At 44.8% G+C, this 22,303-nt stretch carries 19 protein-coding genes; 10 read left to right on the top strand and 9 right to left on the bottom strand.

Annotation, left to right across the window (positions count from 1 at the left end; all coding sequences use genetic code 11):
• Window positions 1-133 precede the first annotated feature (133 nt).
• From dxs to xseB, 3 genes are read right to left on the bottom strand one after another with little or no spacing between them, the layout of a single operon-like run.
• Window positions 134-2,017: a 1-deoxy-D-xylulose-5-phosphate synthase gene (gene dxs, locus NX845_RS07550; RefSeq protein WP_102575305.1), complete on the bottom strand. Its 1,884-nt coding sequence runs from the start codon at window positions 2,015-2,017 to the stop codon at window positions 134-136.
• Between the two features lie 21 nt (window positions 2,018-2,038).
• The gene (gene ispA, locus NX845_RS07555) at window positions 2,039-2,923 is read right to left on the bottom strand and encodes a (2E,6E)-farnesyl diphosphate synthase (protein WP_004734404.1); all 885 of its coding nucleotides are present in this window, start codon (window positions 2,921-2,923) and stop codon (window positions 2,039-2,041) included.
• Between the two features lie 20 nt (window positions 2,924-2,943).
• Window positions 2,944-3,186: an exodeoxyribonuclease VII small subunit gene (gene xseB, locus NX845_RS07560; RefSeq protein ID WP_004734405.1), complete on the bottom strand. Its 243-nt coding sequence runs from the start codon at window positions 3,184-3,186 to the stop codon at window positions 2,944-2,946.
• Window positions 3,187-3,484: 298 nt separating this feature from the next.
• Here xseB and pomA point away from each other — a divergent pair, with 298 nt between their 5' ends.
• The 7 genes from pomA (at window position 3,485) to rlmM (ending at window position 10,695) form a co-directional block, all read left to right on the top strand.
• A complete protein-coding gene (pomA, locus tag NX845_RS07565; protein ID WP_004734406.1) occupies window positions 3,485-4,249 on the top strand; it encodes a flagellar motor protein PomA in 765 nt (254 codons plus the stop codon).
• 12 nt (window positions 4,250-4,261) lie between these two features.
• A complete protein-coding gene (locus NX845_RS07570) occupies window positions 4,262-5,209 on the top strand; it encodes a flagellar motor protein MotB (RefSeq protein ID WP_004734407.1) in 948 nt (315 codons plus the stop codon).
• A gap of 373 nt (window positions 5,210-5,582) precedes the next feature.
• A complete protein-coding gene (gene thiI, locus NX845_RS07575; RefSeq protein WP_102503209.1) occupies window positions 5,583-7,031 on the top strand; it encodes a tRNA uracil 4-sulfurtransferase ThiI in 1,449 nt (482 codons plus the stop codon).
• A 663-nt stretch (window positions 7,032-7,694) separates the two neighbouring features.
• Window positions 7,695-8,603 (top strand): transcriptional regulator GcvA, encoded by a 909-nt coding sequence (locus NX845_RS07580; protein ID WP_017080068.1) that lies wholly within the window; start codon window positions 7,695-7,697, stop codon window positions 8,601-8,603.
• Window positions 8,596-9,219 (top strand): alpha/beta fold hydrolase, encoded by a 624-nt coding sequence (locus NX845_RS07585; RefSeq protein WP_102500943.1) that lies wholly within the window; start codon window positions 8,596-8,598, stop codon window positions 9,217-9,219. The genes NX845_RS07580 and NX845_RS07585 overlap by 8 nt, the downstream gene beginning before the upstream one ends.
• A complete protein-coding gene (locus NX845_RS07590) occupies window positions 9,209-9,607 on the top strand; it encodes a DUF423 domain-containing protein (protein ID WP_004734382.1) in 399 nt (132 codons plus the stop codon). The genes NX845_RS07585 and NX845_RS07590 overlap by 11 nt, the downstream gene beginning before the upstream one ends.
• A complete protein-coding gene (rlmM, locus tag NX845_RS07595; protein ID WP_004734383.1) occupies window positions 9,604-10,695 on the top strand; it encodes a 23S rRNA (cytidine(2498)-2'-O)-methyltransferase RlmM in 1,092 nt (363 codons plus the stop codon). The genes NX845_RS07590 and rlmM overlap by 4 nt, the downstream gene beginning before the upstream one ends.
• Before the next feature lie 61 nt (window positions 10,696-10,756).
• On the opposite strand, the gene NX845_RS07600 is transcribed toward rlmM, so the two are convergent.
• The 6 genes from NX845_RS07600 to queF form a co-directional block, all read right to left on the bottom strand.
• Window positions 10,757-11,518 (bottom strand): DNA/RNA non-specific endonuclease, encoded by a 762-nt coding sequence (locus NX845_RS07600; protein WP_061022380.1) that lies wholly within the window; start codon window positions 11,516-11,518, stop codon window positions 10,757-10,759.
• 161 nt (window positions 11,519-11,679) lie between these two features.
• On the bottom strand, window positions 11,680-12,456 hold the full coding sequence (gene xni, locus NX845_RS07605) for a flap endonuclease Xni (protein WP_017080072.1): 777 nt from the start codon (window positions 12,454-12,456) through the stop codon (window positions 11,680-11,682).
• A 141-nt stretch (window positions 12,457-12,597) separates the two neighbouring features.
• Window positions 12,598-13,965 carry a nucleotide 5'-monophosphate nucleosidase PpnN gene (ppnN, locus tag NX845_RS07610; protein ID WP_004734386.1) on the bottom strand — a complete coding sequence of 456 codons (1,368 nt, stop codon included), beginning with the start codon at window positions 13,963-13,965 and terminating at the stop codon, window positions 12,598-12,600.
• A 376-nt stretch (window positions 13,966-14,341) separates the two neighbouring features.
• Window positions 14,342-15,907 (bottom strand): GGDEF domain-containing protein, encoded by a 1,566-nt coding sequence (locus NX845_RS07615; protein WP_004734387.1) that lies wholly within the window; start codon window positions 15,905-15,907, stop codon window positions 14,342-14,344.
• Window positions 15,908-16,025: 118 nt separating this feature from the next.
• On the bottom strand, window positions 16,026-18,284 hold the full coding sequence (locus tag NX845_RS07620) for a lipopolysaccharide assembly protein LapB (RefSeq protein ID WP_260256750.1): 2,259 nt from the start codon (window positions 18,282-18,284) through the stop codon (window positions 16,026-16,028).
• Window positions 18,285-18,342: 58 nt separating this feature from the next.
• Window positions 18,343-19,188 (bottom strand): NADPH-dependent 7-cyano-7-deazaguanine reductase QueF, encoded by an 846-nt coding sequence (queF, locus tag NX845_RS07625; protein WP_102450315.1) that lies wholly within the window; start codon window positions 19,186-19,188, stop codon window positions 18,343-18,345.
• A gap of 131 nt (window positions 19,189-19,319) precedes the next feature.
• On the opposite strand from queF, the gene syd reads away from it, so the two are divergent.
• The 3 genes from syd (at window position 19,320) to NX845_RS07640 (ending at window position 22,256) form a co-directional block, all read left to right on the top strand.
• Window positions 19,320-19,865, top strand: coding sequence for a SecY-interacting protein (gene syd, locus NX845_RS07630; protein WP_102450314.1), 546 nt, complete (start codon window positions 19,320-19,322; stop codon window positions 19,863-19,865).
• Window positions 19,866-19,869: 4 nt separating this feature from the next.
• A complete protein-coding gene (locus NX845_RS07635) occupies window positions 19,870-20,646 on the top strand; it encodes a Zn-ribbon-containing protein (protein WP_004734369.1) in 777 nt (258 codons plus the stop codon).
• Window positions 20,647-21,050: 404 nt separating this feature from the next.
• Window positions 21,051-22,256 (top strand): carbohydrate porin, encoded by a 1,206-nt coding sequence (locus NX845_RS07640; protein ID WP_260256751.1) that lies wholly within the window; start codon window positions 21,051-21,053, stop codon window positions 22,254-22,256.
• Window positions 22,257-22,303: the final 47 nt, after the last annotated feature.

A 22,303-nucleotide genomic window follows, 5' to 3' on the forward strand; every position in this document is an offset into this window, starting at 1 on the left:
GCAGGCTTAATTGCTAATAACTAACAGCTAAACAGCTAAACAGCGAATAGTTTATCAGTTAGCAGATACTAAAAAGGTTGACCCTAGGGCCAACCTTTTTTGTTTTGTCGCTTATGCTGTTTGCTTGTGAAAGCTATTTGGCAAGGTAGTCGGAGATAGACTTCTCAATACCTTTCGCATCTAAGCCAAGCTCTTCATGCAGCTCACCTTGAGTACCTTGAGCAATAAACTTGTCTGGTAGGCCAAGGTTCAATACAGGCATTAGCAGCTTCTCTTGCATCAAGAATTCAATCACACCCGCACCCGCACCACCTGCAATCGCGTTTTCTTCGATAGTCACTAGTACATCGTGGTCAGCAGCAAGTTGCTTGATCAGAGCTTCATCTAGCGGTTTCACAAAACGCATGTCTGCAACTGTCGCATCGATAGCGTCTGCGGTTTGAAGTGCACTTTCAAGGAAAGTACCGAAGCTTAGGATAGCGACCTTCGAGCCATCTTTTGCTTTTTCGCTTTCGCGAACGATACGACCTTTACCAATCTCAAGAGCGGTAAACTTACTTTGAATCTCAGTACCCATGCCATTACCGCGAGGGTAACGAACGGCACTTGGGCCTGTGTGCTGGTGGCCAGTGTATAGCATTTGGCGACATTCGTTTTCGTCGCTTGGTGCCATGATCACCATGTTTGGAATGCAGCGCATAAAGCTTAAGTCGAACGCACCTTGGTGTGTTTGACCATCGGCACCGACAAGACCTGCACGGTCAATAGCGAACATAACTGGTAGATCCATGATTGCAACATCGTGGATCAATTGATCGTAGCCACGTTGTAGGAAAGTTGAGTAGATAGCCACAATCGGTTTATCACCCGCAATCGCCATACCAGTTGCTAGTGTCACAGCGTGTTGCTCAGCAATTGCTACATCGAAGTACTGTTCTGGATATTCTTTAGAGAAACGTACCATGCCAGAACCTTCACGCATTGCTGGCGTGATCGCCATTAGCTTAGGATCTTGAGCGGCCATATCACACAGGAAGTCGCCAAAAATCTTAGAGAAAGTTGGTTTAGAGCTGGTGCTCTTAGGCAGACTTGAATGTGCAGGATCGAATTTCGGTACGCCATGGTAGCCAATTGGATCTTTCTCAGCTGGCTCGTAGCCTTTGCCTTTCTTCGTCATGATATGCAGGAACTGAGGGCCTTTAAGATCTCTCATGTTCTTCAGCGTTTTAATCAGCTCATTGACATCGTGACCATCAATTGGACCAATGTAGTTAAAACCTAACTCTTCAAACATGGTGCCAGGGACAACCATGCCTTTTAAATGTTCTTCTGTACGACGAACGAGCTCTTTAATTGGCGGAACGCCTGATAGCACTTTCTTACCACCCTCACGAATTGACGTGTAAAGACTGCCAGAAAGAACTTGAGCGAGGTGGTTGTTTAGAGCACCGACGTTTTCAGAGATCGACATCTCGTTATCGTTAAGGATAACCAGCATGTCATTGTGAATATCGCCCGCGTGGTTCATGGCTTCGAAGGCCATACCTGCGGTAATCGCGCCATCACCAATCACACTCACGACTTTACGGTTCTTACCTTCTTTCTTCGCACTGATCGCCATACCAAGTCCGGCGCTGATCGATGTTGAAGAGTGACCAACAGATAGAGTGTCGTATTCGCTCTCTTGACGCCATGGGAATGGGTGCAGTCCATCTTTTTGACGGATAGTCGACAAGCGGTCGCGACGACCCGTAAGAATCTTGTGTGGATAGGCTTGGTGGCCAACATCCCAAACCAATTGGTCAAAAGGCGTGTTGTACACATAGTGCAGAGCAACGGTTAGCTCTACTGTACCTAAGCCTGACGCTAAGTGACCACTTGACTGGCTCACCGAGTTAAGAAGATAGGTACGTAATTCATCACAAAGCTGTGTAAGCGTCTCTTTTGGAAGTAGACGCAAATCCTCTGGCTTATCAGCCAAAGCAAGAGTTGGGTACTTTGATATATCAAGAGTCATAGGTAATGCGCGCTTATTGTCTTAGTTCTTGCGCTCGATGACGTATCGGGCGAACTCTTCGAGTGACTGGGTATTGTATGGGATTGCAGCCAAAGCTTGAAGCGCTTCCTGTAGCAGAGTTTGCGCTTTTTCTTGAGCGCCCTCTAAACCTAACAAAGAAGGGTAGGTGCTTTTGTTCAAATCTTGGTCAGAGCCCTGTGGTTTACCCAAAGTTTCGGTATCGCTAATGATATCTAAAATATCATCCTGAACTTGGAAGGCTAACCCGATTGCATCGGCGTACTTATCTAATTGAGGCATCACTTCAAACGCTTTTTCGCCAGCAGCCAGAGCACCCAAACGAATCGCACTCTTCATTAGAGCGCCAGTCTTGTTACGGTGAACTTCTTCTAACTCTTCTAGCGTGACAGAGCGGTTTTCAGCTTCAATATCAAGAGCTTGTCCAATGCACATACCTTGTGCACCAGATGCTTCTGCTAGGCGTTGAATCATTCGAACGCGATTGCTTTCCCCGTCAGCACTTAATGTGCCTTCCGCAAGTATAGTAAACGCGAGAGTTTGTAGGGCATCGCCAGTTAAAATTGCCGTTGCTTCATCGTATTTGATGTGACAAGTCTGATGGCCACGACGAAGTTCATCGTCATCCATTGCTGGAAGGTCGTCGTGAATCAGAGAATAGGCATGAATACATTCGATTGCAGAAGCTGGAGTATCGAGTTCTTCAGCGGTACAGCCGAGCATTTCCCCTGTAATGTAGACAAGAAATGGACGTGCGCGTTTGCCGCCTAAAAGTAACCCATAACGCATCGCGTTGATAAGGTTCTGATTTTGGTGTGGCAGGCGATCAAGCCAAAGGTTCAGCTGCTCGTTATTACGTGCTTGATAAGACAATAAAGTCTCGATCATAGGGGATCTCATACAATTCGTTATTCTGGTTGTGGGTTAAAGTCACTAAGTTCTGCATTTTCATCATTTTGCAGTAAGATGCTAACACGCTGTTCAGCATCGTTTAGTTTACTTTGACCAGCACGAGCGAGGGAGATGCCTCGTTCGAACTTTTTCAGCGCATCATCTAAAGCTAGATCACCATTTTCTAGTTGATCAACCAAGCCATCAAGCTCTTCGATAGCCGCTTCAAAGCTCATATTTTCAGGTTTCTTAGTAGCCATAATAAATCTGCGTTTGGAAATATGAACGAACGTTACCCTAGGCCGCTGAGATGGTCAAATGTAACCAAGAAATTTTGCTAGAAAGTTCGTTTTTAAGGGGCTTGAACTCACTTTGGTTGAATAACCTTAGCTTTATCGAGTTTATGCGCTAAGGATAAGAGCAAAGTAAGCCAATAATTGTGATTCAAAAACGAAAAGTGTGATATTTAGGCCAAGAATTTACTAAAAGATCTTATAGTCTGGCCGATAAAAAGATTATCGTCGACGTAGAGCTACAAAAAAGCATGAGGAGTGCTCAGTGGATTTAGCAACCCTAATAGGTTTGATTGGTGGATTTGCCTTTGTAATCATGGCAATGATCCTAGGTGGAAGCCTCGGGATGTTCTATGACACGACATCCATTTTGATCGTGGTGGGTGGTTCAACGTTTGTTGTTCTAATGAAGTTCACCATGGGACAATTCTTTGGAGCAACCAAAATCGCTGGCAAAGCATTTATGTTTAAGGCCGATGAGCCTGAAGATCTTATCGCTAAAGTGGTAGAGATGGCGGATGCAGCACGTAAGGGTGGCTTCTTGGCACTTGAAGAAATGGAAATCAGCAACAGTTTCATGCAAAAGGGCATCGACCTATTAGTAGATGGCCATGATGGTGATGTGGTGCGTGCTGCACTGCAAAAAGACATCGCATTAACCACAGAGCGTCATGAGCAGGGCGCGAAGGTGTTCTCTGCATTTGGTGATGTAGCACCCGCTATGGGTATGATTGGTACCTTGGTTGGCTTGGTTGCCATGCTTTCTAACATGGATGATCCAAAAGCGATCGGCCCTGCGATGGCGGTAGCACTTTTAACGACCCTGTACGGTGCAATTCTTTCGAACATGGTGTTCTTTCCAATTGCGGACAAGCTTGCGCTGCGTCGTGACCAAGAGACACTCAACCGTCGTTTGGTTATGGATGGTGTATTAGCGATTCAAGATGGCCAGAACCCACGAGTTATCGATGGTTACCTCAAGAGCTACCTCAATGAAGGTAAGCGCACGATTGATGGTGAACCCGCGTAAGAGGATTTGAAGATGGATGAAGAAAATCCATGCAAATGTCCTCCTCCGGGGTTACCTCAATGGATGGGGACATTTGCTGACTTGATGTCACTGCTGATGTGTTTCTTCGTATTGCTGCTCTCATTCTCTGAGATGGACGTACTGAAGTTCAAACAGATCGCTGGCTCGATGAAATTTGCGTTTGGTGTACAAAACCGCTTGGAAGTGAAAGATATTCCTAAAGGGACTAGCATCATTGCACAAGAGTTTCGCCCTGGTCGCCCAGAGCCGACTCCTATCGATGTGATCATGCAGCAGACCATTGATATTACACAGCAAACGCTTGAGTTTCATGAAGGTGAATCTGAGCGTGCTGGCGGCACAATGCGTGACCAAGGCAAGATGACGGGAGGCAAGTCGCCAGAGGTTTCAACTCACGACAATCAAAACTCTGAGTCAGACCAACAGCAACAGCAAGCTGAAGCTCAATCGCAAGAGATGGAAACCTTGATGGAAAGTATCAAGAAAGCGTTGGAGCGAGAGATCGACCAAGGCGCGATTGAGGTGGAAAACCTTGGCCAGCAGATCGTCATTCGAATTCGTGAGAAAGGCGCGTTCCCGTCGGGTTCTGCTTTCCTACAACCTAAGTTTCGACCATTGGTTAGACAGGTGGCTGAATTGGTAAAAGATGTACCAGGTATTGTTCGTATTTCTGGCCACACCGATAATCAGAGACTTGATTCAGAGCTTTATCGTTCTAATTGGGACCTATCATCGCAGCGTGCGGTGTCTGTGGCTCAAGAGATGGAAAAGGTGCGTGGCTTCTCTCATCAACGCTTGAGAGTGCGCGGTATGGCCGACACAGAGCCAGTAGAGCCGAACGATACTGAATGGCAGCGTAGCCTCAACCGCCGTGTTGAAATCAGCATAATGCAGGGTGAGCCGCTTTACAGTGATGAAGTACCTGTTATTGGTCAGTAGTAGGCGGAGAGACAGCGATTAGTCTTCAGGTACACATACGTAAGATATACAGACGTTAGATAGATATACATACATTAGTCAGCAGATAGCATCGAAAGCCCAACCTTATGATGAGGTTGGGCTTTTTGTTTTTTGGTCTTCAATGATGCTCTCAGCGGTATTTATGTCGTTTTGAAACCTGCTACTTTTAGTAACAGGCGGTTTAATTATCGGGTTAAAGCAACCACTCTTTTCCTTGCTTCACTTTCTCATGTATAATTCGCGCCCTTAGATTTAATATTGATCTATTATTGCTTCAATAACTATGTGAAATGACCTTTTACGTGGTGATGAACCTACTAAAATTTGTGAACCTTATTGGCGTGAAAGTACTATGAAATTTATTGTTAAGCCTCATCCGGAAATTTTTATTAAAAGTGAATCGGTGCGTAAGCGCTTCACAAAGATTCTAGAACGTAATATTCGTACTATTCTTCAGCGTCGTACTGAGTCTGTGGCTGTCTTCAACCGCCGTGACTACATCGAAGTGACGTCTGAGAGCGACAAGTACTTTAAAGAAACACTCGAAGTATTGACGCAAACTCCGGGTATTCATCACTCCCTTGAGGTTCAGCAATCAGAATTTAAAGACCTGCACAATATTTACGAGCAAGTTCTTGAACGAAGCGGTGCTCTTATTGAAGGCAAGACTTTCTCTGTGCGAGCCAAGCGTCGTGGTAAACATGACTTTACTTCTATCGAGCTAGAACGCTACGTAGGTGGTGGTTTAAACCAAGCGGTTGAATCAGCAAAAGTAAAACTGAAAAATCCAGATATTACCGTTAAAGTTGAAGTCGAGAACGAAAAGCTAAACCAAGTTATTGAACGTCATAAAGGCCTAGGCGGATTCCCTCTAGGTACTCAAGAAGATCTGCTTAGCTTGATCTCTGGCGGTTTCGATTCTGGCGTTTCAAGCTACTTGCACATCAAACGTGGCTCTAAAGTGCATTACTGCTTCTTTAACCTAGGTGGCCCTGCGCACGAAATTGGTGTTAAGCAAGTTTCTCACTATCTATGGGATAAATACGGCTCATCGGCAAAGGTGAAGTTCATCTCTATCGATTTTGAACCGGTAGTCGCAGAGATTCTTGAGAACGTTGAAGATGGCCAAATGGGCGTGGTTCTTAAGCGTATGTTCATGCGTGCTGGTGGTATGGTTGCAGAACGCTTCGGTATCGAAGCCCTAGTAACCGGTGAAGCATTAGGTCAGGTTTCTAGCCAAACGTTAACTAACCTTCGCCACATTGACAACGTGACCGATACTTTGATCCTTCGTCCGCTTATTAACTGGGACAAAGAAGACATCATCGACCTGTCTCGTAAGATTGGCACCGAAGACTTCGCGAAAGTAATGCCTGAGTACTGTGGTGTTATTTCTAAGAAGCCAACAGTGAAAGCGAAGAAAGGCAAATTAGAAGCAGAAGAAGCTAGGTTTAACTTTGAAGTGCTGGAGCAAGTGATCGAGAACGCTCGAGTTATGGATATCCGTGACATCGAGAAAGAGAGCCAAGAGCAAGCGCCTGAAGTTGAACAAGTTCAAGCTGTTGCTGAGCACGCTATCGTTCTTGATATCCGTAGCCCAGACGAAGAAGACGAAAGCCCACTAGAGATCGATGGTGTTGAAATTAAACATATCCCGTTCTTCAAGCTTTCGACTCAGTTTGGTGACTTGGACCAAGCAAAAGAGTACTTGCTGTACTGTGACCGTGGTGTAATGAGCCGTCTACAGGCACTTTATCTAAAAGAGCAAGGCTTCCATAACGTGAAGGTTTACCGCCCATAGTGGTATAGAGTAGCCGAATATTTTGCAAAGCCGTTTACTGAAAAGTAAGCGGCTTTTTTATTTTCTATTGTGAATGTTTTACAGTAGGCAGTAAGAGGCGTGAGTTTGTCGAGTTATCATCATGCTCTGTCTTGAGGTTCTGAGATTGAAATGATGGGGTTTGAGTTGGCTTGTAGGTGACCGAAGAAGTGTGAGTATCTGAGGAACTCTGTTACTTTTTAGTGCTATTCAATGGTTCTATTTGTATGTGTTCAGTTGATTATTTGAGTGGGTGTCTAATTCTGTGATTAACGATGAAAAATAACAAGGATTAATTAGCACAGCTATTGATAAACTTGTTGTTATTTTTCTTTGCACATAAAAAAACACCGCCCATAAGGCGGTGTAAACAAATTTGACAGACAGGTCAAAATAAATACAGGAAGTACATGTCTCGTTTCAGTATAGAACTGCAACAAAACATTTGGTAGAACTCTACCCAACTCGAAAAGAACGAGTTTGCAAACACAACATCGCAGGAGCTAAACCAATTGATTCTAGAGAGAATCAAGCCGTTCAGGCTAGCTGCTGCGGGATGAAATATAGAATTTCTCTGGCCGCTAGGCAATGGACAAATTATAATGTTTCAGATAAAAAAAACTAATGCTTATTTAGAGAGTACCTATGTCTCGTCGATTACCCCCATTAAACTCGCTAAGAGTGTTTGAAGCCGCTGCTCGACACTTGAGTTTTACGCGCGCTGCAGAAGAGTTGTTTGTTACTCAAGCTGCAGTGAGTCATCAGATTAAAGCGCTTGAAGAATTCTTGTCTTTGAAGCTGTTTCGTCGAAGAAATCGCTCTTTGCTGCTGACTGAAGAAGGTCAGAGCTACTTCTTAGACATCAAAGATATTTTTACATCACTGGCAGAAGCGACGGATAAAGTGCTTGAGCGAAGTGAGAAGGGCGCATTGACCATCAGCTTACCGCCAAGCTTTGCCATTCAATGGTTAGTGCCAAGGCTTGCAGACTTTAATCAGCAAGAGCCTGATATCGACGTACGAATTAAAGCCGTTGATATGGATGAAGGCTCGCTGACCGATGACGTAGACGTAGCTATTTATTATGGTCGAGGCAACTGGTCGGGGCTTAGAGCCGATAAGCTTTATCAAGAATACTTGATCCCTCTTTGCTCACCTTCAGTGTTGCTTGGTACCAAACCATTAGAATCTCTAAGCGATTTAGCATGCCATACGCTATTGCATGATACTTCTCGAAAGGATTGGAAGCAGTTCGCTAAGCAAAATGGGATCGATGGGGTAAACGTCAATCACGGTCCTATCTTTAGCCACTCAACCATGGTGTTGCAGGCGGCAGCTCACGGCCAAGGCATTGCACTGGGTAACAACGTGTTGGCGCAACCTGAAATCGAAGCGGGTCGTTTGATTGCGCCTTTTGATGAAGTGTTGGTGAGCAAGAATGCCTTCTATGTGGTTTGTCATGAAAAACAAGCCGATATGGGCCGTATCGCCACCTTCCGCGATTGGATGCTGGCGAAAGCGCAAAGTGAACAAGAGGATTTACTCGATGAATAACGTCATCATTGATGGTGAAGACAATCCAATCACCTTTGTCTTTGCACATGGTGCTGGCGCAGGTATGGATCATGAATTCATGCAGTCGGTGGCAAAAGGGTTAGCCTTTAAAGGGATACGAGTGATTCGTTTTAATTTCCCTTACATGATTAAACGTGCTGAAGATGGCAAGCGTCGTCCACCTGACAGAGCCCCTAAGCTGCTTGAAGCTTACCAAGACATCATTAAGCAGTGCGATGCCGATAAGCTTGTGATTGGCGGTAAATCGATGGGAGGGCGTATGGCGAGCCATTTGTCTGAAGTTGATAAGGTGGCAGCGATGGCCTGTTTAGGCTTTCCTTTCCACCCTCCAGGTAAGCCAGAGAAGTACAAAGGTGAGCACTTAGCTGAGTTACAAAAGCCATGTCTTATTTTGCAGGGTGAGCGCGATACCTTTGGTAAGCGTGAAGAGTTTACCGATTTCGACCTGTCGGATTCTATTCGTGTTGAATTTATCCCAGACGGTGATCACAGCTTTAAGCCTCGTAAGAGCTCTGGTTACACAGAGCAGCAGAATATTGCCTTAACCGTTGAGAAGCTGTCAGCGTTTATCAAAGAGGTACTCAATGAGAAGTAAGTATTTACTCACGTTTGCAGGTATCTCTGGTGCGATTGCTGTGATGCTTGGTGCCTTCGCGGCTCACGGGTTGAAAGCTATCTTGCCAGAATATCTGCTAGGCGTGTTTGAGACGGGTGTTCAGTATCAGTTTATCCATACTTTGGCGATATTGGCGTGTGGCGCTCTGCTGCAGATGAAACTTGGCGCTAAATCACAAAAATATTTTTTCATTGCGGCAATTTGCTTTATCATCGGCATCCTTTGTTTTAGTGGCAGCCTTTATGGCTTGGCACTGACAGGAATAAAGTGGTTTGGCCCTATCACTCCGTTTGGTGGTCTACTATTTATCATTGGTTGGGGAGTCTTCTCCTTCGCTGCTTTGAATATAAAAGAGGTAACTCAGTGAAACACGTACTACTTTATTGTCGCTCTGGTTTTGAAAAAGAATGTGCTGGCGAAATTCAAGACAAGGCAACACAACTGGAAGTGTTTGGTTTTCCTCGCTTAAAGAACAATACAGGCTTTGTATTGTTTGAATGTTATCAAGCAGGCGAAGCCGATAAATTGGTTAAAGAGATCGACTTCCAATCGCTGATCTTTGCTCGTCAAATGATCGCGGTAGCAGCTGAAATCAAAGATCTTCCGACTGATGATCGTATCTCTCCAATTCTTGAGGCGCTTTCTGAGAAAGAAGGTTTCCCACGTTGTGGCGATATCCGTATTGAAACGCCAGACACCAATGAAGCGAAAGAGCTTTTGAAGTTCTGCCGTAAGTTTACCGTGCCAATGCGTCAAGCTATGCGTGGTAAAGGCCTGATGACTGCGAAAGACAATGTTAAGAAGCCTGTGCTTCACTTATGTTTTATCGCTCCGGGTCATTGCTTGGTCGGTTACTCTTACCCAACCAATAACTCACAGTTCTTTATGGGCATTCCTCGTTTGAAGTTCCCATCAGATGCGCCAAGCCGTTCTACATTGAAGCTAGAAGAAGCGTTCCACGTATTCATCCCTCGTGATGAGTGGGATGAGCGTCTTGCTCCAGGTATGTGGGGCGTAGATTTAGGTGCGTGTCCAGGTGGTTGGACTTACCAGCTGGTTAAGCGTTCTATGTTCGTTCACTGTGTTGACAACGGCATGATGGCGGACAGCCTAATGGAAACGGGTCAAATCAAGCACCATATGGTGGATGGCTTTAAATTTGAACCTGACCGTAAGAACGTGACTTGGATTATCTGTGACATGGTTGAGAAGCCAGCTCGTGTTGCTCACTTAATGGGTGAGTGGATCATCAAAGGCTGGGCGAAAGAAGCATTGTTCAACCTTAAACTGCCAATGAAAGGCCGTTACGATGAAGTACTGCAGGATATCGAGAACCTGAAACAGTTCCTGATTGATAACAAAGTTAAATTCAAGATGCAGGCGAAGCACCTATACCATGATCGCGAAGAGATCACGGTGCATATTCAGTCGCTTTCGAATATCTCACCGTACTAATACGCGGTTAATGAACATACAAAACGCTCCTCATAAGGAGCGTTTTTTTGTTATGAGAGGTTTACTCTGAGGTAGGCCACATTTCCCAAAGCATTGCTTCCATATTGCTTTCGACATCATCGCTAGTGTTTGAGAAAAAATCCAAGTTAGTGCGAGCTTCTACTTCATCAATGGTTGTGACAAAGCTTTCGAGTTCACTGCTTGATACATCACGGTGCGGCACAATAAAAGCAATCGCATCGTTGTAATACGGGTCGAGAATCACTTTGTAGAATGCACTTGGAATCATAACGCCATTGCCAATAAAGGTTTCATTCCCGTCATAAATTGGGCCTGTCACCACATAGAGCTCTTGATATTCATTGGCAAGGTCACGTACATGCTCTTCTAGCAATCGCCAACCAACTCGATTAAACCCTGGAAGCTGTGGTGACATATTGCTTAGTAAGAAACTTTCTTGCATCGATATTTCGCTGAAGTCCATTGCTGCAGACGGAGCAAGGTGGCCACGGTCATAACCGGATTTGGAGTAGTCGCTTAGTGTTGATTGGGCGTATTCGGGGAGTTCTGAATCGGCTTTAAAGCGGTTACTTCGTTTGAACTGTCCATTGACGCTTTCTGCGGTGACATGATAGGCGACCCAATCAGCATTCTTCATGGAATAGTTGTAGCCAATGGCATAACCGGTTCGACAAAGCATTTGATCAGAGAATTCTGAAGGCAAACCTTTGACTAGATGTTCACCACAGGCTTCGGTTGCGACAGCAAGAGGCGCGATATTAAGTAAGAGGGTAGTTAATGATAGTAATAGTATGTTTTTCATTGTGTTTCTCCTTATTGGAGCAATGAAATTAAATACTTATATCAATAAGACTGTGATGAAGGCTAGATGTTAATCAATACTCGATAAGGTATTGATTAACATTATGATTAGGTTGTGAATGTAACGGAGAACACAACAGAAAAGATGAACATCCAGAAGTGTTAAGTTTGGCTGCCAGAGAAGCGAATATCTTGAAGATTGAAGCCCAAATCGATGTCTGTTTTGAGTGCTGAAACGAGCTTGCATACACGAGCCGATTCAATATGCTCATCGAATTTCTTGCGATACTTTTTCGGTAAGTCTTCAGCTAGGAATGCCGTTTCTATATCTGGATACGTGGTTAATATCTCTTTAGCCGCTTTTGGCCCAACTCCAGGAATCCCCGGCACTTGGCTTGAGCTAACGCCCGTTAATCCCCAGTAATCTGCAAGCTGTTCAGGTTTTACGCCAAATTCCGCTTCGATAAAGGGTTTATCTAACCAACGGTGCTGAAAGTAATCACGGATCTGTAGCGTTGGTGATAACAGTTGGCAGTAGCCCTTATCCGTCGAGATGATGGTGACCGTTTCTCCGTGATCGGCCACTTTCTTAGCGAGAGTAGCGACTAGATCATCCGCTTCATCACCATCAGATAGCAGTGAATCAATCCCTAATTCCCACCAAGCTTGTTGGATAGCATCAAGGCCTTTCATTAATGGTTCAGGCATCGGCTTGCGGTTTTGCTTGTAGGCAGGAAGGACTTCAGCGCGCCAGCCTCGATCTTGTAAATGATGATCAAATACTGCAATGATATGGGTTGGCTTTGATTCTTTTAGGATGCGATTAAGAGTACGAGCAGTGGTGGTGATGGTTCTTGCAATATCGGTTGGGTCCGGCTGAACAGAGTGAACGCGTCGGATGAGATTCAAAGCATCGATAATAACAAGATGGATAGACATAAGTTTCCACTAAATAGGCAATAAATAAGGGGCTGCTAGCCCCTTATAGTAACGTATCACTTGGTGAGTTGAAACGTTGGCGACGTAAACGTCATGAGTTGTTTAGCTTTATGCTTGTGGCCTGTTATCAGTCACTTGTCGTTATTCGCTGCTAGGCATAATTTTATAGCAAGGAACGTAGTCAGTGCCACCCGGTAGTTTCATGCGATGTTGTTCAACAAAGTCATTCAGCAGTTGGTCCATTTTGGTCATCAGCTCTTTGTCGCCATCAATCAGGAATGGGCCGTGTTTCTCTATCTCTAGAATACCTTCGGCTTTGACGTTTCCGGCCACAATGCCAGAAAACGCTTTGCGTAAATTAGCCGCAAGGCTTTCTGTTTTCTGGTCCATATGAAGATCAAGTGCCGCCATAGACTCATGTGTCGGATCGAAGGGTAGTTGGAACTCAGGCTCAATATGCAGTGACCAGTTATAGCTATAAGCATCGCCGGTCTCTTTACGGTGAGAGCGTACATCTGGCATCGCTTGTTTCATGATTTTCGCTGCGCGTGCTGGATCATCAATCACGATTTCGTAGTGTTTCTGAGCCTCTTCCCCGAGGGTTTCCCCGATGAACTTATCGATAGAGCGGAAGTAAGCTTCACTCTCTTTTGAACCCGTTAATACAATCGGCATGGGTTGGTCGACGTTATTTGGGTGCATCATGATCCCTAAGATATACAGCAACTCTTCAGCCGTACCGGGGCCACCAGGGAAAATAATGATGCCATGCGCCATACGAACGAATGCCTCAAGACGCTTCTCGATATCTGGCATGATCACCAATTCGTTCACTATCGGATTTGGTGGCTCAGCAGCAATGATTGAAGGCTCGGTAAGCCCTAAGTAACGATGATCAGTATAGCGCTGCTTAGCGTGACCAATCGCAGCGCCTTTCATTGGCCCTTCCATCGCACCTGGTCCACAACCCGTACAGATGTTGAGTTCACGTAGGCCAAGTTCATTACCTACTTCACGAGTGTATTGGTATTCAGTGGCGTTAATTGAGTGGCCACCCCAACACACGATCAGGTTAGGTTCGATGCCCGGCGTAAGTGCGCCTGCATTTCTCAAAATACCAAATACGAGGTTGGTAATATGAGTGGCATTAGTCAGGTTGAGCCTTTGGTTGTCTGCAAGATGCATGTTGACGTAGACAATGTCACGCAGTACTGAGAATAGGTGCTCTTGGATACCCTTGATGATTTCACCATCGACAAAGGCATGCTCTGGTGGGTTGCTCAGTTCGAGCTTGATACCACGCTCACGTCGCACGACTTCAACATCAAACGATTGATACTTGTCGAGCAACTCTTTGGAGTTGTCGGTGTGGCTTCCCGAGTTAAGTACCGCTAACGTACAGTTACGATACAGTTGGTACAGATCACTAGACGCGGTTTTCTTAAGACGCTCAACTTCAAGTTGAGAGAGTAAATCCATGCTACCGGCAGGGCTGATATGAGTGATCATAGTGCCTCCTTGTTGAAAAGAGCAGGGGGACGTTGAAGTGACCCTCTGGCTCGAGAGTGAGAAGCAAACGTTGAAAGTGTTTGGTTAAAGGTGAGAGAGTTAACCAGACGAAACGGTTACGACAGCGTTGCTTAATGGATTATATAATCTTGCTTAACAGTCTATATACAGGTGCTTAACGGTATATACATGGGTGCTTAATAGCAGATGTATAGATGCTTAAGAGCTAATATAAAATAAATTAAGAGCGTATATACAGCATTGCTTGCCAAGAATGCTTGTTAAGCGAATGTTAATCATTAGCTTAGCAAACATTGAGGGAAATGGTATGTGATAAGTATTTGAAAAAATGAAATAAATTAAATCTAAGGCTGGCTTAGTTCCAAACAAGTTGGTTGGTACCGCGTTGCTTTGCTTTGTTTAGCGTCTTATTAAGTCTCTCTAATACTTCTTCAGGCGTATCAGACTCTTTAAACTGAGTACTTGCCGCACACAAGGTAATTGTGATTTGTTGGTCACGGAACTTAAAGGGTAGGCGGCTTACTTGAGCTTGGATGTTTTGAATCACTTGGTGGCAATATTCATCGGTTTGTTCTGGCAACAGCAAGACAAACTCTTCTCCAGAAAAGCGAGCCACGGTATCGGTTGTGCCTGCTTCTTTAGTAATTGTTCTCGCGATGATTTTAAGTGCCTTATCACCCGCGGTATAACCAAAGCTGTCGTTGATGGCTTTGAAGTTGTCGATGTCGAGCAGCACTACGCGCAGTGAGTGTTGTGCTCGAATCCAACGGCGATACTCAAGCTCTAAGCGATCAGTAAAGGCGGTGCGATTGTAAACTTTTGTGAGCGGGTCAAGTAGCATACGCTGAGCCTGATCTTCTAAGCGCTTGCGGTAATCTTGGGTGACTTCATAGAGTGAATCTAACTGAGTCTTCCCATAACTCATTCTCTCTATTAGAGCTTGTTCTTTCTGTTCTGCGTGATTCAGTCTTTCTGAAAGAGAGGCGATTTCAGTGAGTAGCGGATTAATCGTTCGCTTTAAACTATCAATTTCCTTCGCTTTCTCTACAGAGTTCTGGCTCTTAATGACAAGTTCACTTAACTCAGAGTTAAGGCCTTGGCGGTGCTCAAAGTAACTTTGGCTCTGATCGGCATTTTGGTCTGCCGTTTTGATACTGGAGGCCAGCGAAGAGTTTAGCTGATCGATAAATTGTTCAGACTTCTTACGCTCTAGGTTGGTGCCTTCAATTACCAGTTTGAGGATCTGAAGTGTCAGCTCAAGCAGATTTTGTGTGGAAACACCCAGTAGCAGTTTCGCTCGAATATCGGTAAGCAAATCACCCGATTCACCCTCGAAATCGAGTTCAGTGATCAGATGTTGTAATTCGTTTGATAGGTCGGAAAGGAGTTCTTGTTCCGGAGAATGCGTAACGTCGGCAAAATGAGTGCGTGAGTTATTCGCCATAATCTTAATGGCACGCTCATAAATACCGAGAAGTTTCATGGCATGGTCGACTTTCTGACTGCCATTGCATTCGGAGAAGCTAAGTAAGTTTCGTAGGTCGCGTTTAAGCTGTGCTGGAAGGCCTGTTATGCGTTGCAGCGTTTCCCCACTGTGCTTAATGCTATCGTCCAGATATCCGTTCTGTTTATCCATAGCCAACGTTTTCTGCTTAAGCATCCTTTCTAATACTGCCAGCTTTGGGATCATCGAGCTAATGTCTTTTTGCTTTTCTAGCTCTTCCCGAAGGGCAATGAGGTTTTCATCTAAATGGCTGTTACTGCCAACACATGCGTCACTTAAAGATGTGACGATACGCTTTAGAACTTTTTGTTCTCTAATAAATTTGAACGAGGTGTCTCTTTGCGTCAAACGGACCTGCTCCAACTGAAGTTTCAGCTGGTGGAGTTGCGCCTGAATGTCTTTTTCAAGAATGCCCATAGATGTATTAATTAGCGCCGCGTAGACCGAGCTCGATCATTTTGATGAAATTCCGTTGCATCGATAATAACAAAACTAAAAATAAGGTCACGGCTTGCCGCTCTTAACCGCTCGCAAATCAGTCATCTTTTAGCATTTTTTTGATGTTGTCCTCATTCTGGTATGACGATTGTATCTTTATTAACCCTTGATTAATCGCATGTTTACACGCTTCTCTTATGTTACCAGTTGCAAGGCTCGCTGCGGGCGCATTATCGATAGCTTTTAAATATACCCATTGGCTGCTGCGCTCTTTGAGACTGATCTCACGCGCTAGATTGGTCGACATCAATAACACGTCGAGCAGTTCTTGGTCGTTAATTGCAGTGTAAGCACGTGGCAGGAACGGGTAGTCAGCGATGCCCATACGGACTGTTCGGTTGATGTTTCGCTCGGGTTCGAAGTTATTAACCCAAGATTGAATCTTTCTGAACAGGGCTTCAGGTGATAAATCACGGTCAGCGTTGGGCTCGATATAAAGCAGGTTCGCATCCGAGAAATGGTAGACACGAGCTGGGCCTTCAAGCTTAGATTTGAGGAATTCGCCAAAAGCATCTTCAAGTTCTAGACCCGCTTTGTAACCGTTCTGCGTGTACATATTACGTAGGAAAGGTAAGTCAATCATCACGAAGCGTAAACGGTCGTTGAGCGGTTCATGAATCAGTTCACCAAGCTGCCACTGCTCAAAGGTTTGGCTGGTTTGTTCCAATGAATTTGAGAGTTTCGCATTCAGCATTCTTAGATTAGGAAGCTTAGAACGCGAATGCGTAAAGAGGTCGGTACGCAGTGAATCGACCTCTTTGGCTAAGGTTTGAATGAGGTAGCCTCGGCGTAGCACAAAGAAGAATAAGACAATACTGAACAAGAATAGGGCAAACGAAATCTTTTGGAACTTACGATGTTCTAGTTTGTATTTCTCTAGCTCTTGTTCTTGGCCTGCATAGTGCAGGGTTTGTTCGGCAAACTCTTTTTGTTGGCGGAATGCGTCTTCTCCAACACGGTTGAGTTTTTGCTGCTCTAAAGAGACAAGGCTGTTGTATTGCTTGAGATTTGCCAATGCTTGCTGTGGACGACCTGCCTGTTCATAACCCAAAGATAGTAAATAGTATGAGCGTTGCGACAGGCGCATATTTTCTACCTGACGCGATATTTCAAGTGCACGTGTCGCATGCTTGATCACATGTTCGCTCTCTTGCAGGTGGTAAGCCAATCCTGCTGATAATAGCGCAGCACGACCTTCCAGTTTTGGAATGTCGGTGTACTCAAGCAGTTCAAGGGCACGGGTTAAGTACTGCTCAGCTAGAGGGTAGTTATAGAGGCGTAAGTAAGTTGCCGATAGACTTAGACGAATATCGATGACTTGGTGGATATCTCTGTCGGTACTTTCGTGGTCAAGGACGTTGAAAAAATGCACAAGAGCAAGGTTATATTTACCTTGTAAGAAGTACACATCACCCATCTTTTTAAGTACTTGAGCTAATATGGGAGAGTTTTCAAAGTTATCGTAAAAATCAGCAGCTTGAGATAGATGTTCTAATGCCTTGTCTAAGACTTGGCGCTCAAAGAAAAGCTGTGCAAGCAGGCGATTGACCTTAGCTAAGCGTGAACTCAGGTTACCTTCTACTGATTTCCAGTAGCCATACAACAACTCAGAGAGTGCGTGGTTGTACTCTTTATGTGTTAGATAAAATTCACCGACCGAGATGTGGTAGTCGATGGTAACTTTTTCTGAGTAACGCTGATCGAGGTAGGTTTTCGCTTCTTGGTAGAACTTCTCGGCTTCGTCGACCTTATTGTCATAAGAGGCGATATCAGCTTTCAGCATGATCAAACGATAGGTAATACCTTCTGTTAAACGTAAGGTTTTATTCACCGATTCTAGGTTTGCTTCAATACTTGTCAGCTCTGCTGTTGCTGTGGCTGACTTTCTGTCACTTAGCCAAAGTAAGCGAACTTTTAGGATCTGAAGGTCCAACTTTAAGTAATTAAGCTTATAGGTTTTTGCGAGCTCAGAGGCTTTGTCGATGTTTTTAATCGCAATACGAATGTTGCCTAGGTTGTATTCCGCCTTCGCTAAGATTTTGTAGGCATCGATGCTGCTGTTTGGCGTTCGAATAGAAGAGTCCGTCTCTTCGCGAGAAATCGCCGATGGGCTTTTCTCGCGTTGATCAGAAAGGACACGCAGCGTTAGGTAACTGTTGGCCATTTTTTTTGCTTGGCTCGGCTCGATCTCAACCAAGTTATTGGCTTCATTGAGTAGCGCCGACGAATAAACCGACGCATTGACCGATGTGCTTAAGCTTAAAATAAATAGACTAACAACGTATAACCAACGCATTTCAATGTCCCTTTAAAGATTTGGTAGGTTCAAATAAGTGTGGGTGGTTCACGCCTGATTATTGGCGAGCCATACGCTTATTGTGGCTTGGTCTATCTTGCTCTGTTGAACGGTATGGATTGATATCCAGACCACCACGACGCGTGTAACGTGCAAACACGGTTAGCTTCGATGGCGCACAGTATTTCATGATATCAGTGAAGATACGCTCAACGCATTGTTCGTGGAATTCATTGTGCTCACGGAAAGAAACTAAATAGCGTAGCAGAGCTTCACGGTCAATTTGCTTGCCTGAATATGAGATCTCAACGCTGCCCCAATCGGGTTGGTTGGTGATCAAGCAGTTCGACTTCAATAAGTGGCTATGCAGAGTTTCTTCTACTTCTTGTTCGCCAGCAGCACCTTCAAGCAGTGACGCTTCAAAATCATAGCTGGTGATTTGGATATCTTGGTTGTCGATACAGTCACCTTCCATCGTCACGATAGGTTGGTTCGTGTAGTCGGTTACTGAGTTTACATTCACAACCACAGGTTCGCCTGCACATGCAGACAAATCTTGGGTCAGGCGCTCAGTGACTTGAGCCCAGTTTTCAAATTGAGTCTGGTTATAGCTGTTTAGGTACAGCTTGAAAGATTTTGATTCAATTAAATTTTGGCTGGTGGCTGGGATGAAAACTTCGCCCACCGCTACTTGTGGTAGGCCGTTGGTGTTTAGCCACGAAAGCTCGTACATCGTCCAAATATCATGACCAACAAAAGGCAGCTCGCCGTTTAGCGCAAGATCATCGCGATTAAGGCTACGAGGCACTGGTTGCAATAAACTTGCATCGTATTGGTTAGAGTACTCAGTTTTTTGGCCAAGGGTTAAACCCACTAGCTCTTTTGCGTCAGAATATTTGCTCATACTTTCGTTTCAAATTCGATTAGAATGGGGTCGATTTTACTGAATCCCCATTACCCTGTCATTAAGTCATCGCTTAATCGGTGTTGAAAGGGCTCGGATTCTATTTATTATTTTGTGTTTAGGAGATTTTCATGACTCAACGTGCTCAAGACGCACTACTTTCTTTTAGTCAGCGATACGTTGACGCGTGGCAGCAGCAACACCAAAGCTTACCTCGTAATGAGGAGTTGGTGGACATCGTATCGCCATGCGTAGAAGAAAAGAGTGGCGACGCCGTGTTGTGGAAGCACTATCCACGTGAGCAATTCGCGGATTTCACCAACGTTGAAACCGGTATTGAGTTGACTCTGCATGAAGACATTAAGACTTTCTACGGTGCACAATTCAGCGCAGATATGAACGCGACCTTCGATGGTAACGAATTGACTCTGTTACAGATTTGGGGTGATGAAGACTTCGAATGCCTGCAAGAAAATATTTTAGGTCACTTAGTCACTCAGCGTCGTTTAAAGCTAAAGCCAACGGTTTTCATTGCCGCGACCGATGCAGAGCTTGATGTTATCTCTATCTGTAATCTGACGGGTAACGTGATCCTAGAGCGCTTAGGCACCAAAAATCGTGATGTACTAGCCGAGACATTGGCAGAATTTTTAGAAAAGCTACAACCAGCGGTATAAATAGATGTACGTACTAGAGCTTCAATTTGAGTGTTTTGATAACACAACGGTCAGCGCTGTCGATAAGGCAGTTAATGGCTTGATGGATGCACTTCGTTACAACGGACAAGTGCTAGGCCGTGAGTTTCCAATCGTGATGGGCGACGGCGAATTCTATGTTCGCGTTGTGTGCCCAGAGCAAGACAGCTTACACCCACGTAATCATTCAGATTTCGTAAAGGTCTGTTTTGAACGCTTATCAGCTGCGAGTTTATTAGCACCTAAGATGCGTCTGCTTGGTCGAGATCTTAATTCCGAAGAAGTGGCAGAAGATGAAACGCCAAGTTGGCAGGTGTTATACACGACATTCGTGCATACCTGTTCGCCGTTGCGTAGTGGCGATAGCTTGCTACCAATCCCTTTGTATCGCAACCCGCCAACCTTCAATGGTGACCATAAAGCCGTGTTGAAATGGCAGACTGAATGGCAAGCCTGTGATGAAGTACAAATGGGCGGGGGTTGCCGTGCTGAACATGCAACGCTGACCGAGATTAGCGATACCAAAAGCGTATTGTTCAAACGCGGCTGGGGCTTGAGAGGGCGCATTGAGTACCTCACTAAGATCCCAACGTATTACTACTTATACCGTGTGGGCGGCATTAGCTTAAAAGCTGAAAAAGAGCGTAAATGCCCACAATGTGGTGGCGAATGGCTGCTTGATGCGCCTATTCACGATATTTTCTATTTCAAGTGTGATGACTGTCGATTGGTGTCAAACATCTCTTGGGATCACCTGAAGTAACCCTTCTGTGGTTATTTAAACGTCATATTTTAGATATCGGAGTATTGCTTAAGTGCTCCGATATCGATTTCCCCTTTTATATTAATCGTTTACCATCTTTTTTTTACTCGATTTCGCGACTCACAAGCTATCTTTCCCCAATCTTTATTACTCCCTAATTGTTAGCTACTGTTCCCCCTCAAGTAGGTACAGAACGTGATATACCCCTCTTTTTGTAGCTCCAACGTATTCATAGAAATAATCCAACACCCATCAACTTTTAGTTACCTCAATAGTTAGCCTGATCACAATAATCAATCAGTTCTCTTTCAATTTATATTCTTCTCAATATAAATGGGATCGATCCCATGGGAATGTTCCCATATATAAAAATAACCTGATTCTAGATCTGAAAGGAATGGACGATGAAACTGTTACCTATTGCTGCTGCACTCTCTACTGCTTTACTTGCCTCTAATTTATACGCTGATGAAACCACGCCATTGGAGTTCAATGGTTACATGCGCGGAGGCGTTGGCCTGAGTAATGAAGGCGGCTCAAACAGCAAGTGGGAGGTGAGTAAAGTTGGCCGACTCGGCAACGAAAATGACCTGTATGGTGAGTTTGGTTTTAAGAAAGAGGTGTATGCTGAGGACGACGTTTCATTTTTAGTTGATTCCATGTTGTCGTACTGGCAAGGCCAAGATGAAAACGCGGCGGATAAAAGCGTTGATGTGGTGCAATTGAATGTTCAGGCTGTGGGGCTTTTTGAAGATAAGGACATTGGAATTTGGGCGGGTGAACGTTACTACCAGCGTCATGATGTACACATCGTTGACAACTACTACTGGGACGTAAGTGGTATTGGTGCTGGTGTTGAACACATCAATATGGGCCCAGGTAAATTATCGGTAGCTTTGATTCAAGACACCGTTACGGGTGATGTATTTGATGGCAAAGAAACCACAGCCATGATTGCAGACGTGCGCTATGCCGGGATTCCATTGTGGAAAAATGCGGATCTTGAGGTCGGCATTGATATGAACTTCGCCAATGAAAAACAAGGTCAAACGATCGACGCGGATGACAGCGTAATGTTAACGGCAAGTTTGAATCAAAACCTTTCTGGTGGCTTCAACAAAACGATTCTACAGGTTGCTAACTCTGGCTATGCCGAGCAGATGACAACGTTTGGTACCGGTAAGGGCATCGTACGTGATGCAAACAATAATGACGCCGAGGGTTTCCGATTGATTAACTGGGGCGTGCTTGCGGTTGGCGAGAACATCGAGTTTGGCCACACAGTACGTTATGCAGTATCAACCGGTGTTGGCGCCAATAATAGCGATGATGATTCTTTCAGTGCGGTAATTCGCCCGCTTTACAAGTGGGACAAGCGTATGCGCACCATTCTTGAAATTGGTGGCTTTGTTGAAACTATCGATAACAAAGATGGGGCGGGTGGTAAATTCACAATCGCTCAGGCCTGGGTTCCACAAGTGGGCTTCTGGTCTCGTCCTGAATTCCGTATCTTTGCGACTTACCTAAACGATGCTGAAAACGACAATGCCTTCGGTGAAGGTAAAAACAGTGAAGTGAGTGTTGGTATGCAAGTGGAAGCTTGGTGGTAAGTCGAACTTTCTTGTAAATCATAACCAATAAAAAGGGGCTGACGTTA

Origin of the sequence: Vibrio sp. NC2 (assembly GCF_025195005.1) — a bacterium.
Lineage (GTDB): Bacteria > Pseudomonadota > Gammaproteobacteria > Enterobacterales > Vibrionaceae > Vibrio > Vibrio splendidus.

What these genes read in the sequence shown, in the direction of transcription:
- dxs (WP_102575305.1), bottom strand. Translation starts at nt 2,017, where the DNA reads ATGACTCTTGATATATCAAAGTACCCAACTCTTGCTTTGGCTGATAAG.
- NX845_RS07590 (WP_004734382.1), top strand. Translation starts at nt 9,209, where the DNA reads ATGAGAAGTAAGTATTTACTCACGTTTGCAGGTATCTCTGGTGCGATT.
- xni (WP_017080072.1), bottom strand. Translation starts at nt 12,456, where the DNA reads ATGTCTATCCATCTTGTTATTATCGATGCTTTGAATCTCATCCGACGC.
- thiI (WP_102503209.1), top strand. Translation starts at nt 5,583, where the DNA reads ATGAAATTTATTGTTAAGCCTCATCCGGAAATTTTTATTAAAAGTGAA.
- syd (WP_102450314.1), top strand. Translation starts at nt 19,320, where the DNA reads ATGACTCAACGTGCTCAAGACGCACTACTTTCTTTTAGTCAGCGATAC.
- NX845_RS07580 (WP_017080068.1), top strand. Translation starts at nt 7,695, where the DNA reads ATGTCTCGTCGATTACCCCCATTAAACTCGCTAAGAGTGTTTGAAGCC.
- xseB (WP_004734405.1), bottom strand. Translation starts at nt 3,186, where the DNA reads ATGGCTACTAAGAAACCTGAAAATATGAGCTTTGAAGCGGCTATCGAA.
- NX845_RS07620 (WP_260256750.1), bottom strand. Translation starts at nt 18,284, where the DNA reads ATGCGTTGGTTATACGTTGTTAGTCTATTTATTTTAAGCTTAAGCACA.
- ppnN (WP_004734386.1), bottom strand. Translation starts at nt 13,965, where the DNA reads ATGATCACTCATATCAGCCCTGCCGGTAGCATGGATTTACTCTCTCAA.
- queF (WP_102450315.1), bottom strand. Translation starts at nt 19,188, where the DNA reads ATGAGCAAATATTCTGACGCAAAAGAGCTAGTGGGTTTAACCCTTGGC.
- NX845_RS07570 (WP_004734407.1), top strand. Translation starts at nt 4,262, where the DNA reads ATGGATGAAGAAAATCCATGCAAATGTCCTCCTCCGGGGTTACCTCAA.
- NX845_RS07640 (WP_260256751.1), top strand. Translation starts at nt 21,051, where the DNA reads ATGAAACTGTTACCTATTGCTGCTGCACTCTCTACTGCTTTACTTGCC.
- NX845_RS07635 (WP_004734369.1), top strand. Translation starts at nt 19,870, where the DNA reads ATGTACGTACTAGAGCTTCAATTTGAGTGTTTTGATAACACAACGGTC.
- NX845_RS07600 (WP_061022380.1), bottom strand. Translation starts at nt 11,518, where the DNA reads ATGAAAAACATACTATTACTATCATTAACTACCCTCTTACTTAATATC.
- NX845_RS07585 (WP_102500943.1), top strand. Translation starts at nt 8,596, where the DNA reads ATGAATAACGTCATCATTGATGGTGAAGACAATCCAATCACCTTTGTC.
- NX845_RS07615 (WP_004734387.1), bottom strand. Translation starts at nt 15,907, where the DNA reads ATGGGCATTCTTGAAAAAGACATTCAGGCGCAACTCCACCAGCTGAAA.
- ispA (WP_004734404.1), bottom strand. Translation starts at nt 2,923, where the DNA reads ATGATCGAGACTTTATTGTCTTATCAAGCACGTAATAACGAGCAGCTG.